The following is a 13,659-nucleotide window of genomic DNA, read 5'->3' on the forward strand; positions in this document are numbered from 1 at the left end:
GAATCGGCTTAAATAGGATGTAAAGTGTAGCGAAAGCATCGGCCAACCCACTAAAAGCATGACAGTGGTACAATAAAGGTAACAGGTTTGAAGGTGGGTTGAAAGTGGCGAAAAAGAAAACAAAGTTTATGTGTCAAGAGTGTGGGTATGAGTCAGCCAAATGGATGGGGAAATGTCCTGGCTGTCAAAGCTGGAACTCCATGGTCGAGGAATTTACAGAAGTTAAGGCAAAATCCTCTCGGAGTTATGTGACATCTGGAGCGGGTATTGCTAAGCCACAGCCGATTACGAAAGTTGAACGGGAGCAGGAGCCGCGAATCGATACATCGATGAAGGAGCTTAACCGAGTACTTGGTGGAGGGATCGTTCCAGGCTCACTCGTTCTTGTCGGAGGGGATCCTGGGATCGGTAAGTCAACGTTATTGTTACAACTATCCGCCCGTCTTGCTGATTTGAAGCAACGAGTGCTCTATATTTCAGGAGAGGAATCGGTCAAGCAAACAAAAATCCGTTCCGACCGACTAGGAGTCTTGTCTGACCACTTGTATGTATTAGCAGAAACAGATATGGAAAAGATTGAACAAGCGATTGGAGAGGTTAATCCCACTCTTGTTATCATTGATTCCATTCAGACGGTCTACCAAGACGAGATTACATCTGCTCCAGGAAGTGTCGCCCAAGTACGAGAGTGTACCGCTTCCTTTATGAGAATGGCGAAAACAACGGGGATCGCGATTTTTATCGTCGGTCACGTGACAAAGCAAGGGGCGATTGCTGGGCCGAAATTACTTGAGCACATGGTAGACTCTGTTCTTTACTTTGAAGGGGAGCGGCACCATACGTATCGAATTTTACGAGCGGTCAAGAATCGATTTGGCTCTACTAATGAGATGGGGATTTTTGAAATGAAAGAGTCAGGGCTAGAGGAAGTGGCCAACCCTTCGGAAATCTTTTTAGAAGATCGCTCCAGTGGTGTGGCAGGTTCAACGGTCGTTGCCTCGATGGAAGGCACGAGGCCCGTTTTAGTAGAGCTGCAAGCGCTCATTTCACCGACCAGCTTCGGAAATCCAAGGCGCATGGCGACAGGGGTGGATCACAATCGAATTGCGTTGTTAATGGCAGTGCTTGAAAAGCGGGTCGGCATGCTATTACAAAATCAAGATGCCTACGTGAACGTGGCTGGTGGTGTGCGATTGGATGAGCCAGCGATTGATCTGGGAATTGCTGTGAGCATTGCGTCCAGTTTTCGAAATCAACATACAAATCCCCACGAAGTTGTTATCGGTGAAATCGGGTTAACGGGGGAGGTTCGTAGGGTATCGCGAATCGATCAACGAGTGAATGAGGCCGCGAAGTTGGGGTTTACGCGGGTCATCATTCCAGATAAGAATCTTGGAGGGTGGACCATTCCTTCTACGATTGAAGTAATAGGTGTATCGACTGTTCAAGATGCGTTAGAGGTTACGTTAGGGAGGTAAGTCGCAGGATGGATAGTGAAGTGAAGGAAAGGTTTGCGAGGAACATTTTAAAAATGGTGGCGCCAGGGACTGCTCTTCGTACAGGAATCGATAACGTATTGCGGGCAAAAACTGGTGGATTGATCGTTCTTGGGTATAACGAAAACATGAAAGGGATCGTCGATGGTGGCTTTTATCTCGACTGTCCCTTCTCCCCTGCTTCCCTCTATGAGCTTGCGAAAATGGATGGGGCGATCATTTTAAACGAAGATGGAACGAAAATTTTGTACGCCAATACACAGTTGAACCCTGATAATGCGATCCCTTCAAATGAGACAGGGATTCGTCACCGCACCGCAGAACGAGTAGCGAAACAAACAGGAAATCTAGTCATTTCAATTTCACAACGAAGAAACGTCATCACGTTGTATCACGGACATCTTCGTTATGCTCTCCGAGATATTGGAGTCATATTGACAAAAGCGAACCAAGCGATTCAAACATTAGATAAATATAAATCAGTTCTTGATCAAGATATTACCGATTTAGGGGCGCTTGAGTTTGAGGAGCTCGTCACGTTCCACGAAGTAAGCCAAGTGATGCAGCGTATCCATATGGTATTAAACATTAAAGGGGAAATTTTGAATTACGTCAATGAGCTAGGGAGCGAAGGGCGGCTTATCACGATGCAGTTAAATGAACTTGTGTCTAATTTAGAAAAAGAAGTGCTGCTCTTGATTCAAGATTACGCAAAAGAGGATGACGTGGATCCTGAAGACGTGCTAGAGCAGATGATGAAATGCTCCAATGAAGAGTTACTTGATGATTCAAACATTCTGAAACTTCTCGGTTATCATAAAGCGTTTAATGTACAGGAGCAACAAGCAACGCCTCGGGGCTATCGGATTCTTCACAAAATTCCGCGCCTTCCAGCTATGATCGTCCGAAACCTCGTCCACTCGTTCGAAAACATTAACGATATGCTACGAGCAGATCTGAAAGAACTTGATGAAGTGGAAGGAATTGGAGAAGCTAGGGCGAAATTAATAAAGGATGGACTTAGCCGGATTCAAGAACAGCTTTTTATGGATCGGAATATTTAATTCGCGGTAGAATTCTGTCATTTCCTGTTGTTTAATTTGAAAATTTCCATTGCTTTCTATAAAAGAATATTATATAATTTTGGGATTTTATGTGAAATACAGTTTGCTAGGTTTTAATTCTGAACTTTTGTCTATAATAATAGAAGGAGGTGATGTGGATGTTAAGATGGATAGTCCAATTGTTTTTTATTTTAGTTGGTGGTACACTCGGTTTTATTTTTATTCCTGACCTTATGGCATGGATGAGCATTCAAGATCCCACATGGCTTACCAATCCGTATGTAGGGACGGTCATGGGTGCAATCATTTTATTTTTGCTAACCTTTTGGCTATGTGATTATATTGTTCATTTAATGCGAGTTACGGAAGAAATGATTGTGAAAGCGCCTGTCACCGATGTGCTTTTTGGAACGATGGGATTGATTATTGGCCTTATTGTTGCCTTCTTAGTAGGGATTCCTTTAGGTAATTTCTCCATTCCTGTCGTGAGCACGGTTTTACCTATATTTATTACCTTCTTTCTCGGGTATTTTGGCTTTCAGATCGGATTTAAAAAGCGGGATGAGCTAATCCACTTAATGTCGATTACACGAGGCTTTGGCAAAAAGAAGGATGAGGAAGAGAGCGAAGCCAGAGGTAGCAAGTTAAAAATTCTTGATACGAGCGTTATTATTGATGGACGTATTGCAGATATATGCAAGACCGGGTTTCTCGAAGGAACTTTGGTCATCCCTGGTTTTGTCCTAGAAGAGTTACAGCATATTGCCGACTCGTCTGATGTCCTTAAAAGAAACCGTGGCAGACGAGGACTCGATATTTTAAATAAGATTCAGAAAGAACTTCCGATAAATGTTGAAATATATGAAGGTGACTTTGAGGATATTCAAGAAGTAGACAGCAAGCTCGTGAAGCTAGCGAAAGTGACAGAAGGTATGGTCGTCACAAATGACTTTAACCTAAACAAAGTCTGTGAGTTGCAGGGAGTGCAAGTGTTAAACATTAATGATTTAGCGAATGCCGTTAAACCAGTCGTCCTCCCTGGAGAAGAGCTCAATGTCCAAGTGATTAAAGATGGGAAAGAGCAGAATCAAGGTGTTGCCTACTTAGATGACGGCACAATGATCGTGGTAGAAGGTGGCCGTGATTATATCGGGAAGCACGTAGAAGTCGTCGTGACGAGCGTGCTGCAAACGAGTGCGGGACGGATGATTTTTGCCAAACCCAAGCTGTTAGAAAAGGCTTTATAGTAAGATGGCGCTTCTCCTTAAATGAAAGGAGAGGCGTTTCTTTCGTTTTCCTCTTTATCCCTTGCCCTTATCCATTTCAGCCTCAGCTGGTGACTCCGTCATGAAGGAAGCTCGGACATTTTCCCGTTCCATGCAGCTCGCTCTATAGAACATTTTATGCAGAAACAGATCGGTTCATGATACAATAGAGCGGATGATTTTGTGCGCGTTGCAAGAGTGTGTGTGATGGAGGAGAACGTATGGAGTATTCCGTTGTAATCCCCGCTGCTGGTCAAGGAAAGCGGATGAGGGCAGGACATAATAAACAATTTATCGAGTTAGGCGGCAAGCCGATTCTCGCTCATACATTGGCTGTTTTCGAGCAAGATGATTGGTGTACAAATGTAGTTATTGTTGCCAATGAACAAGAGATCGAGGAGATGGGGGAGCTAGCAAATCGTTACCAGATCTCGAAGGCAAAAAAAATTGTGGCTGGAGGGCGAGAGCGACAAGAGAGCGTCTTTGCTGGTTTAAAAGCACTGTCACAGGATGGGCTCGTCTTAATACATGACGGAGCGCGACCATTTGTTACAGAAAAAGAAATCCATTCGCTAGTGGAGACAGCAGCTAAGACCCATGCAGCGGTTTTAGCTGTTCCGGTAAAAGACACGATCAAGCGTGTGGAAGGGGAAGCCGTTTTAGAAACGATGCCGCGGGAAGAGCTATGGGCTGTGCAAACCCCTCAGGCGTTTGACTTAGCATTGATTAAACAAGCACATCAAAAGGCGGAAAACGAACAAATGCTTGGGACAGATGATGCTAGCTTGATGGAATGGCTCGGGTATTCGGTCGCTGTCGTTCAAGGAAGCTACTTTAATTTTAAGCTAACTACACCGGAAGATTTATTGTTTGCTGAAGCCATTTTAGCGGAAAAGGAGAGACGATAGATGATACGAGTAGGACAAGGATTCGACGTACATCAGTTTGCAGAGGGACGCCCTCTTATTATTGGCGGGGTGGAGATTCCATATGAAAAAGGACTGCTCGGCCACTCAGATGCTGATGTATTGCTTCATACGATTGCTGACGCAGCATTAGGTGCAATTGGTGAGGGAGATATTGGTAAGCATTTTCCTGACACGGACCCACATTTTAAGGATGCAGATTCAGCCAAACTCTTATCTGCTGTATGGGAGCTTGTAAAAGAGAAAGGCTATACACTAGGGAATGTGGACTGTACGATTATTGCGCAAAAGCCAAAAATGGCTCCTCACATTCCAGCAATGCGGGCGCGAATTGCCGAGCTTTTAGAGGCAGAGGAAGCTCAGGTTAATGTGAAAGCGACCACGACTGAAACGTTAGGGTTTACTGGGCGTGGGGAAGGGATTGCCTCACAGGCTGTGATCCTGTTAGTTAAGTGAGACTTGACCGTTGTGGTGGGTTAGGTACAATAGTCGTAGAATAAAGACCTTGTAACGAAAGAGAAACGGAGCGTGTATAATGATGGCAAGTGAAGTGAGAGTTCGTTTTGCCCCAAGTCCGACGGGTCATTTACATATAGGTGGTGCTCGCTCGGCTTTATTTAATTATTTATTTGCAAAAAATCAAGGGGGCAAGTTTGTCCTGCGCATTGAAGATACCGATCAAGCAAGAAACGTTGGGCAAGCGAAGGAAAAGCTACTTGATAGTTTAAAATGGCTTGGTGTCGAGTGGGATGAAAGCATCGACGTTGGCGGTGAGTACGGCCCATATAGCAGCATGGAACGTTTGGATATTTATAAGAAACATATTGAGCAATTGTTAAATGAAGGAAAAGCGTATTATTGTTACATGACCGAAGAAGAGCTAGAGGCTGAGCGTGAAGCGCAAATTGCAAGAGGCGAGATGCCGAAGTACAGCGGTCGGGATCGTGATTTAACGGAGGAGCAGCGCCGCGCCTATGAAGCGAAAGGGATCAAGCCGGTTGTTCGTTTCCGAGTACCAGAAGGTCAAGTGATTAAAATCCAAGATGCGGTTCGCGGGGAGGTTTCCTTCGAATCTGACGGAATTGGCGACTTTGTCATCGCACGTAAAGATGGCGTACCGATGTATAACTTCGCGGTCGTGGTCGATGACCATCTAATGAAAATTTCCCATGTGATTCGCGGGGAGGAGCACCTTTCCAATACGCCTAGACAGGTTATGCTTTATGAAGCATTCGGTTGGGATGTGCCAACCTTCGCACATGCTTCTCTCATATTAAATCCGAACCGGCAAAAAATGAGTAAGCGGGATGAATCCATCATTCAGTTTGTTGAACAATATAAAGAGTTAGGTTATATGCCGGAAGCGATTGTGAACTTTCTCGCATTGCTCGGTTGGTCTCCGGTCGGTGAGGAAGAGATTTTCTCCCTTGAAGAGCTAGCAGCTCAATTTTCGTTAGAGCGAGTATCGAAGGCTCCAGCCGTCTTTGACACAGATAAGCTCGCATGGATGAACAATCAGTACATTAAAAATGCTGATCTTGACGATGTAGTGGCGCTCGCCTTACCTCATTTACAGAAAGCAGGTAAGCTTCCAGAGAGCCTTTCTGAAGAACAGGCTGAATGGGCAAAAGCGGTTATTTCTCTTTATCAAGAGCAGCTTCATTACGGAGCAGAAATCGTTGAGCTTACAGAGTTGTTTTTCAAGACTGAAATTCAGTATAATGATGAAGCACAGGAAGTTTTAAATGAAGAGCAAGTGCCAGGTGTCCTAAGCGGATTCCTTCAAGAGTTGGAAGGTTTAGACACATGGGATGCTGTTAGCATTAAAGGTGCGATCAAAGCGACACAGAAAGCAACAGGTCAAAAAGGGAAAAAACTATTTATGCCGATTCGCGTGGCAACGACAGGGCAAACACACGGACCGGAACTTCCGAGTGCCATTGAACTAATCGGAAAAGAAATTGTCACACATAGACTTCGATCGTTACTAAACTAAATAAAAGCGCGTTGAAGAGGAAAAGTAGGATGAACGGTAACGGACAGAGAGAGCTGTCTCGGCTGAAAGCAGCTTACGTTCACCCCATCTGAACATGCACCTCTGAGCCCTTGATTGAACGGAAGGTATACTTCATTAGTAGGTCAAGGCGGCTTGCACCGTTATTGCAGAATTGAGAGGGGAAATGGCAAATCGACTATTTCTCAAGCAGAGTGGGACCACGTGAAGAGCGTCTCTGTGCAAGTAGCACAGGGACGCTCTTTTTCATGTCGTTCGTTGCAGATAGATGGATGAGTCTGAGGGGAGGAGAGAGTTATGAAAAGAATCTTCAAAACGCTTTTAAATGATATTGATGTCGTGTTTGAGCAAGACCCTGCGGCCCGGAGCCGGCTTGAGGTGATCTTCACGTATTCTGGAGTTCATGCCATTTGGGCTCATCGGTTGGCCCATTGGCTTTGGAGGAAAAAGCTATACTTTGTGGCCCGCTTTCTCTCACAGGTGAGTCGCCTCATAACAGGAATTGAAATTCATCCGGGGGCAAAGATTGGTCAACGGTTATTCATTGACCACGGAATGGGTGTTGTTATTGGTGAAACCTGTGAGATTGGCGACAATGTGACGATCTATCAAGGGGTCACCTTAGGAGGGACGGGAAAAGAGAAAGGAAAGCGTCATCCAACGGTAGAGGATCATGTATTAATTGCTTCAGGTGCAAAGGTTCTCGGTTCCTTTACGATCGGGAAAAATTCACGAATTGGGGCTGGCTCTGTCGTTCTCAATGAAGTTCCGCCTAACTCTACCGTCGTCGGAATACCAGGCAAGGTAGTTATTCGAGACGGCATCAAGGTCAATCGAGATTTGGACCATCACCTCCTTCCCGACCCTGTGTCCGATAAATTTCGTGAGCTAGAGAAGCAATTGGAAGCATTACAAAAGGAAATTGAGGAGTTGCGAAAAAACAACTTGCCGAAAAGCGCAAGTAATCATAGCGTGAAAGAAGGATAACCCTTTGAACAGCTGTAATCAAAAAGGAGATGGGACGATGGCGATTCAAGTGTTCAATAGTTTAACGAGAAAAAAGGAACCGTTCGTTCCTCTAGAAGAGGGAAAAGTGAAGATGTATGTCTGTGGGCCGACGGTTTACAATTACATTCATATTGGGAACGCCCGCCCGCCGATCGTGTATGATATGATACGCCGATACTTAAAGTATCGCGGGTATGAAGTACTTTTCGTCTCTAACTTTACAGATGTAGACGATAAAATTATTCGCGTTGCCAATGAGCTAGGGGAAGATGTTTTTGCTGTGGCTAATCGCTTTATTGAGGCGTACAAACAAGACACTTCAGCTTTGGGAGTTCTTGAGGCTGATCACCATCCTCGCGTGACGGAAACGATGTCGGAAATTATTTCGTTTATTCGAGTGTTAGAAGAGAAAGGCTACGCCTACGAACAGGGTGGGGATGTCTATTTTCGCACACGGAAATTTAAGGAATACGGGAAGTTATCGGCACAATCGATTGATGATCTGCTTTCAGGTGCTCGAATCGAAGTCGATGAGCGAAAAGAAGACCCTTTGGATTTTGTTTTATGGAAAGCAGCAAAAGAAGGGGAGGTTTCCTGGGACAGTCCGTGGGGGAAGGGGCGACCAGGATGGCATATAGAATGCTCAGCGATGGTGAAAAAATATTTAGGGGATACGATCGACATTCATGCAGGTGGTCAGGACTTAAAATTTCCTCACCATGAAAATGAAATTGCTCAATCAGAATGCATGACAGGAAAACCAATGGCAAACTATTGGCTCCATAATGGATTTATTAACCTTGATAACGAAAAAATGTCGAAATCGCTCGGAAATGTCGTATTGGCCAACGAAATGATTCGACAACATTCGGCAGAAGTCTTGCGATTTTTCATGTTGTCAGCCCATTACCGAAGCCCAATTAATTTTAGCGATGAATTGCTTGAAGGGGCTAAAAGAGGGTTGGAACGGTTGCAAACAGCAGTTAGTAGCCTAGTGCATCGCCTTCAAGAATCTGCCGACTTTGGTGGGACAGAGCCATGGTTAGAGCGGATTGATGAGTTTCGTGGTCGATTTATAGAAGAGATGGATGATGACTTCAATAGTGCAAATGGGATAGCCGTTCTTTTTGATTTAGCGAAGGAAGCGAATCGTTATTTGCGAGAAGAGCAAACCTCCAAGGCAGTTTTGCAGTCGTTCATTGACTTGTTTAATGAATTAGGGGGCGTGTTAGGGGTAACCCTTAATAGGCAAGAGGAACTATTGGACGAAGAGATTGAGCGGTTAATTGAGGAACGAAACGAGGCGCGTAAGGCGAAAAACTTCCAGCGTGCTGATGACATTCGTGACCAGCTAAAAGCAGAAGGCATTATTCTTGAGGACACTCCTCAAGGCGTCCGCTGGAAAAGAGGGTCTTAATGAAAGTAACCGAAGCAAGCATTGATTTTCGTCAGCTTAATGCCCTCGCCCTCGCCTATATGGGTGATTCTGTTCTTGACATGTATGTACGTTTTCATTTGTTAGCAAAAGGGACGGTTCGGCCTCACCGACTGCACGGTGAGGCAACCCGTTATGTCTCGGCTAAAGCACAAGCGGCGATCATGCACGAATGGCTGGAGACGAACAAGTTAACAGAGCAAGAAGAAAGCATTGCCAAACGAGGGCGCAATGCGAAGTCAGGAACGATCCCTAAAAATACCGATGTGAATACGTACCGCTATGCTACGGGCTTAGAGGCGTTGCTCGGCTATCTATATTTAACGAACCAACCTGATCGATTAGATGAATTAATGAGTGACTATTTAACGAAAATAGATATGCGAAAGGAGGGAGAATAATCGTGGATCGTGAATTCATTACCGGGAAAAACCCGATCATTGAAGCGCTTCGTTCAGGCCGGCCGATGAATAAAATTTGGATTGGTGAAGGGTCACAAAAAGGACAAATGCAAAAGGTTCTTGAACTGGCCAAAGAACAGGGTGTGCTTGTCCAGCATGTTCCAAAGCGTAAGCTCGACCAGTTAATCGGGCGTGAAAACCATCAAGGAGCCGTCGCTTCTGTCGCTGCGTATGAATATGCAGAAATGGATGACCTATTTCAACGAGCAGCAGAAAAAGGAGAAGAGCCATTTTTTATTGTCCTGGATGAAGTGGAGGACCCTCATAACCTTGGGTCGATCCTTCGAACAGCCGATGCTGCAGGTGTCCATGGTGTCATCATTCCGAAAAGACGAGCCGTTGGCTTAACACAGACGGTTGCGAAAGCGTCTACGGGAGCTATTGAGTATGTGCCTGTTGTGCGGGTGACGAACTTGGCACGGACGATGGAAGATTTAAAAAAGCGCGGCCTTTGGTTTATCGGAACCGATGCAAAAGGAAGTGAAGATTATAGAGGCGCAGCCTATGACATGCCAATCGCACTTGTCATTGGCAGTGAAGGTAAAGGGTTAAGTCGTCTCGTTCGCGAAAAGTGTGATTTTCTTGTGCGAATTCCGATGGTTGGTCAGGTAACGTCGCTGAATGCGTCTGTTGCTACTAGCCTTCTTATGTATGAGGCTTATCGTAAGCGACATCCGTTAGGTAGGGAGTAGCATGAGGGAGATTTTAATCGTTGACGGCTACAACATGATTGGTGCATGGCCTGAATTAAAGGAATTAAAGGATCGCGATTTGGCTCTCGCACGGGACAAGCTCATCGATCGGTTAGCCGAGTATCAAGCTTATACAGGTTGTAAGGTTATCCTTGTTTTTGATGCCCATATGGTTCCTGGCGTTGGGCGAACGTATAACAATCACCGTATCGAAGTAATTTATACGAGAAAAAACGAGACGGCAGATGAGCGAATTGAAAGGCTCGTTCGGGAATTGAAACGGATTGATACCCAAATCTATGTAGCCACTTCTGACCTCGCAGAACAATCCCATATTTTTGGGAGTGGAGCCCTGCGAAAGTCAGCAAGAGAGCTTTACAATGAAATGGAAGTAACAGGAAAGGGGATTGAGAAAACTGTCGAAAAAAGCAATAAAGAACATAATTCGACAAAAATTGCCCTTACCGAAGAATTAGCCGAAATTTTTGAAAAATGGCGTCGAGGCGACAGATGAGCGGTTGACGGACTGGAAAATCGTGCTATATAATGTTCGTATAATTTAGACAACAGCTTGTCCGGAGGGATTTCCATGAGCGTGGACCTAAATGCAACTGCTTCCAACCTTGAGTTTAATCAGATTGAAGATGAAGGCTTAGTAAACCGAGTTCGTAATGGAGATGGTGCTGCACTGGAGTATTTGATTCATAAGTATAAGAACTTTGTCCGTGCAAAAGCTCGCTCTTACTTTTTGATTGGTGCTGATCATGAAGATATTGTTCAGGAAGGCATGATTGGCTTATACAAAGCAATTCGTGACTTTAAAGGGGACAAGCTATCTTCGTTTAAGGCATTTGCTGAGCTGTGCATTACCCGCCAGATTATCACAGCTATCAAAACGGCAACTCGTCAAAAGCACATACCTCTTAACTCCTATGTTTCTCTCGATAAGCCTCTCTACGATGAAGAATCTGATCGTACGTTGCTTGATGTCGTTTGTGGCTCGCGCGTAACGGACCCAGAAGAGCTTCTAATCAATCAGGAAGAGTTTGATGACATAGAAGTGAAAATGGGCGAGTTATTGAGTGATTTAGAGCGTAAGGTGCTAATGCTTTATCTTGATGGTAGGTCGTATCAAGAAATCTCTGCGGAACTGAATCGTCATGTAAAGTCGATTGATAATGCGCTCCAACGTGTGAAGCGCAAGTTAGAGCGGTATATGGAATTGAAGGGTGTTAGCTTGTAATCTAGTAAATACAGTTCGTCAAGTCGAACTGCCTAATGGCTGAGCACATAGAGTCCCGCCTTTTCAAACCAATAAGAGAACATTGACACTCAAACGCTTGTATGCTACATTGAGATAGTCTGTACACTGAACCAAGTGGGAGGGTTTTCATTGGGAGTGAAGCGAATTCTTGCGTGCGTCGAATGTAGGTCACGCAACTACTCAACGAAAACCAATCAGCAGTCTCATACCGACCGCTTGGAAATGAAAAAGTTTTGTAGGACGTGTAACCGACACACGCTTCACCGAGAAACGAAATAATGTTTTACCGTTATTAATTTTCGATTGCTTTATTTATGAATCGATGAAACTGCAAGAAAAGAAGCTTTAACTATTTTAGACTTGGTGACGAACCAAGTCCAAAATGGTTTTCGGGGTTGCTGTTTATATAAAGTGTACCCCTGCATTTTTGGCTTATGCAATTCTCGGTTGCTTTAAGCGAGTTTTTGAATAGAAGAGGTGCCCTTTGTCTATATTGATTGGTGCTGGAGGTGTCTGTCGTGGCTGGCGGCGTAAAAGGTATTGGTAAGTTTTTTGGTGATGTAGTAGCGGAGATGAAGCGAGTCTCTTGGCCGACTCGTAAGGAGCTTACTCGCTATACACTTGTTGTATTAGGGACTGTAGCGTTCATTACGGTATTCTTTGCCGTTGTTGATTATGGAATTTCCGCCCTCGTACGTGGATTGATTGAATAATGGCCGATGACTAGCGGAACTGCGTAAGTTCGTAAGTGCGAGGTTCCTGAACTTTTGCCCATTCACACCTAGTTGGTTGTGAATGAACCGAAGAGGAGGGAAGGACATAAACCGTCCTACTGTTTATGGAGAAAAATTGGTATGTGGTCCACACGTATTCGGGCTATGAAAACAAAGTGAAGACGAATTTGGAAAAGCGTGTAGAGTCAATGGACATGACCGACAAAATCTTTCGCGTGATGGTTCCGGTTGAAGAGGAAACGGAAGTGAAGAACGGAAAGAGTAAACAAGTTTCCCGTAAAGTCTTTCCGGGATATGTGCTTGTAGAAATGGTCATGACCGATGATTCTTGGTACGTGGTCCGAAATACACCTGGGGTGACTGGTTTTGTCGGTTCCGCAGGTGCGGGATCAAAGCCAACCCCGCTTCTTCCAGAAGAAGTAGACGCGATTTTGCGCCAGATGGGCATGCAAGAGGAGCGACAAGTAGAGATTGATTTCCAATTAAAGGAATCTGTAAAAGTGAAAGAAGGTCCTTTTGCCAACTTCATTGGAACGATTGAAGAAATTCAACTGGACAAGCGTAAGCTAAAAGTGCATGTGAACATGTTTGGAAGAGAAACCCCAGTTGAGCTTGAATTCACCCAGATTGAAAAGATTTAAGAAAGTCTTGATATCTTGATCTGGAAGTGATAAAATTTTTGTGTTTGATCCTGGTTTGTTTTCATGAACCATCGGGTGCGTACAAGCATCCGTTTTTTGAGTGGGAGGGCAAAATGCCCGGTTAACCACATCACGGACTAAGGAGGTGTGTCACGTGGCTAAAAAGGTTATTAAAATGGTAAAGCTACAAATTCCAGCAGGTAAAGCGAACCCAGCTCCACCGGTTGGTCCTGCACTAGGTCAAGCAGGTGTGAACATTATGGGTTTTTGTAAGGAATTTAACGCTCGTACTTCAGACCAAGCAGGTCTTATCATTCCGGTTGAAATCACGGTGTTTGAAGACCGTTCGTTTACATTTGTCACAAAAACTCCGCCTGCTGCTGTTCTTTTGAAAAAAGCAGCTGGAATCGAGTCAGGCTCTGGTGAGCCAAACCGTAACAAAGTTGCAACGGTTAAACGAGACAAGGTGCGCGAAATTGCTGAGACGAAAATGCCTGATTTGAACGCTGCCGATGTTGAAGCAGCTATGCGTATGGTTGAAGGTACGGCTCGAAGCATGGGTATTGTGATTGAGGACTAATGGCTAAGGTTTGAGTGAAGGTTGCGATCGAGGAGAAACTCCTTTTGCCTGTTGGGGCTCGCAACCTTTCATAGTGGGA

Annotated in this window: 16 protein-coding genes and 1 other annotated feature; all 16 genes read left to right on the plus strand. The window is 44.8% G+C overall.

The features are described from left to right. Positions 1–104: 104 nt before the first annotated feature. The 16 genes from radA (at position 105) to rplK (ending at position 13,580) form a co-directional block, all read left to right on the plus strand. A complete protein-coding gene (radA, locus tag FED51_RS00690; protein ID WP_053432300.1) occupies positions 105–1,478 on the plus strand; it encodes a DNA repair protein RadA in 1,374 nt (457 codons plus the stop codon). Positions 1,479–1,486: 8 nt separating this feature from the next. Continuing rightward, the gene (gene disA, locus FED51_RS00695; protein ID WP_053432301.1) at positions 1,487–2,560 is read left to right on the plus strand and encodes a DNA integrity scanning diadenylate cyclase DisA; all 1,074 of its coding nucleotides are present in this window, start codon (positions 1,487–1,489) and stop codon (positions 2,558–2,560) included. A gap of 158 nt (positions 2,561–2,718) precedes the next feature. Next, complete coding sequence (locus tag FED51_RS00700) at positions 2,719–3,807, plus strand: PIN/TRAM domain-containing protein (RefSeq protein ID WP_010896289.1); 1,089 nt, start codon at positions 2,719–2,721, stop codon at positions 3,805–3,807. Positions 3,808–4,046: 239 nt separating this feature from the next. Continuing rightward, the gene (gene ispD, locus FED51_RS00705) at positions 4,047–4,733 is read left to right on the plus strand and encodes a 2-C-methyl-D-erythritol 4-phosphate cytidylyltransferase (RefSeq protein WP_010896290.1); all 687 of its coding nucleotides are present in this window, start codon (positions 4,047–4,049) and stop codon (positions 4,731–4,733) included. Beyond that, positions 4,734–5,207 (plus strand): 2-C-methyl-D-erythritol 2,4-cyclodiphosphate synthase, encoded by a 474-nt coding sequence (ispF, locus tag FED51_RS00710; protein WP_053432302.1) that lies wholly within the window; start codon positions 4,734–4,736, stop codon positions 5,205–5,207. It abuts the gene before it with no gap. A gap of 82 nt (positions 5,208–5,289) precedes the next feature. Continuing rightward, a complete protein-coding gene (gene gltX, locus FED51_RS00715; protein WP_053432313.1) occupies positions 5,290–6,747 on the plus strand; it encodes a glutamate--tRNA ligase in 1,458 nt (485 codons plus the stop codon). Between the two features lie 2 nt (positions 6,748–6,749). Beyond that, positions 6,750–6,987 (plus strand) — a binding site (T-box leader). Between the two features lie 84 nt (positions 6,988–7,071). Further along, positions 7,072–7,752 (plus strand): serine O-acetyltransferase, encoded by a 681-nt coding sequence (cysE, locus tag FED51_RS00720; protein WP_050769003.1) that lies wholly within the window; start codon positions 7,072–7,074, stop codon positions 7,750–7,752. 37 nt (positions 7,753–7,789) lie between these two features. Continuing rightward, complete coding sequence (gene cysS, locus FED51_RS00725) at positions 7,790–9,190, plus strand: cysteine--tRNA ligase (protein ID WP_010896294.1); 1,401 nt, start codon at positions 7,790–7,792, stop codon at positions 9,188–9,190. Further along, positions 9,190–9,609 (plus strand): Mini-ribonuclease 3, encoded by a 420-nt coding sequence (locus FED51_RS00730; RefSeq protein WP_010896295.1) that lies wholly within the window; start codon positions 9,190–9,192, stop codon positions 9,607–9,609. The genes cysS and FED51_RS00730 overlap by 1 nt, the downstream gene beginning before the upstream one ends. Before the next feature lie 2 nt (positions 9,610–9,611). After that, entirely contained in the window at positions 9,612–10,361 is a 750-nt protein-coding gene (gene rlmB, locus FED51_RS00735) for a 23S rRNA (guanosine(2251)-2'-O)-methyltransferase RlmB (protein ID WP_083445658.1), read from the plus strand. 1 nt (position 10,362) lies between these two features. Further along, positions 10,363–10,875, plus strand: a complete 513-nt coding sequence (locus FED51_RS00740; protein WP_010896297.1) for an NYN domain-containing protein — start codon at positions 10,363–10,365, stop codon at positions 10,873–10,875. Between the two features lie 75 nt (positions 10,876–10,950). Continuing rightward, positions 10,951–11,604, plus strand: a complete 654-nt coding sequence (gene sigH / locus FED51_RS00745) for an RNA polymerase sporulation sigma factor SigH (protein WP_053432303.1) — start codon at positions 10,951–10,953, stop codon at positions 11,602–11,604. Positions 11,605–11,754: 150 nt separating this feature from the next. After that, positions 11,755–11,904, plus strand: a complete 150-nt coding sequence (gene rpmG, locus FED51_RS00750) for a 50S ribosomal protein L33 (protein ID WP_010896299.1) — start codon at positions 11,755–11,757, stop codon at positions 11,902–11,904. 239 nt (positions 11,905–12,143) lie between these two features. Beyond that, entirely contained in the window at positions 12,144–12,338 is a 195-nt protein-coding gene (gene secE, locus FED51_RS00755) for a preprotein translocase subunit SecE (RefSeq protein ID WP_010896300.1), read from the plus strand. Between the two features lie 125 nt (positions 12,339–12,463). Continuing rightward, positions 12,464–13,000: a transcription termination/antitermination protein NusG gene (gene nusG / locus FED51_RS00760; RefSeq protein WP_010896301.1), complete on the plus strand. Its 537-nt coding sequence runs from the start codon at positions 12,464–12,466 to the stop codon at positions 12,998–13,000. 154 nt (positions 13,001–13,154) lie between these two features. Further along, positions 13,155–13,580 (plus strand): 50S ribosomal protein L11, encoded by a 426-nt coding sequence (gene rplK / locus FED51_RS00765; protein WP_010896302.1) that lies wholly within the window; start codon positions 13,155–13,157, stop codon positions 13,578–13,580. Positions 13,581–13,659 lie beyond the last annotated feature (79 nt).

This window comes from Halalkalibacterium halodurans, from assembly GCF_005671335.1.
Lineage (GTDB): Bacteria > Bacillota > Bacilli > Bacillales > Bacillaceae_D > Halalkalibacterium > Halalkalibacterium halodurans.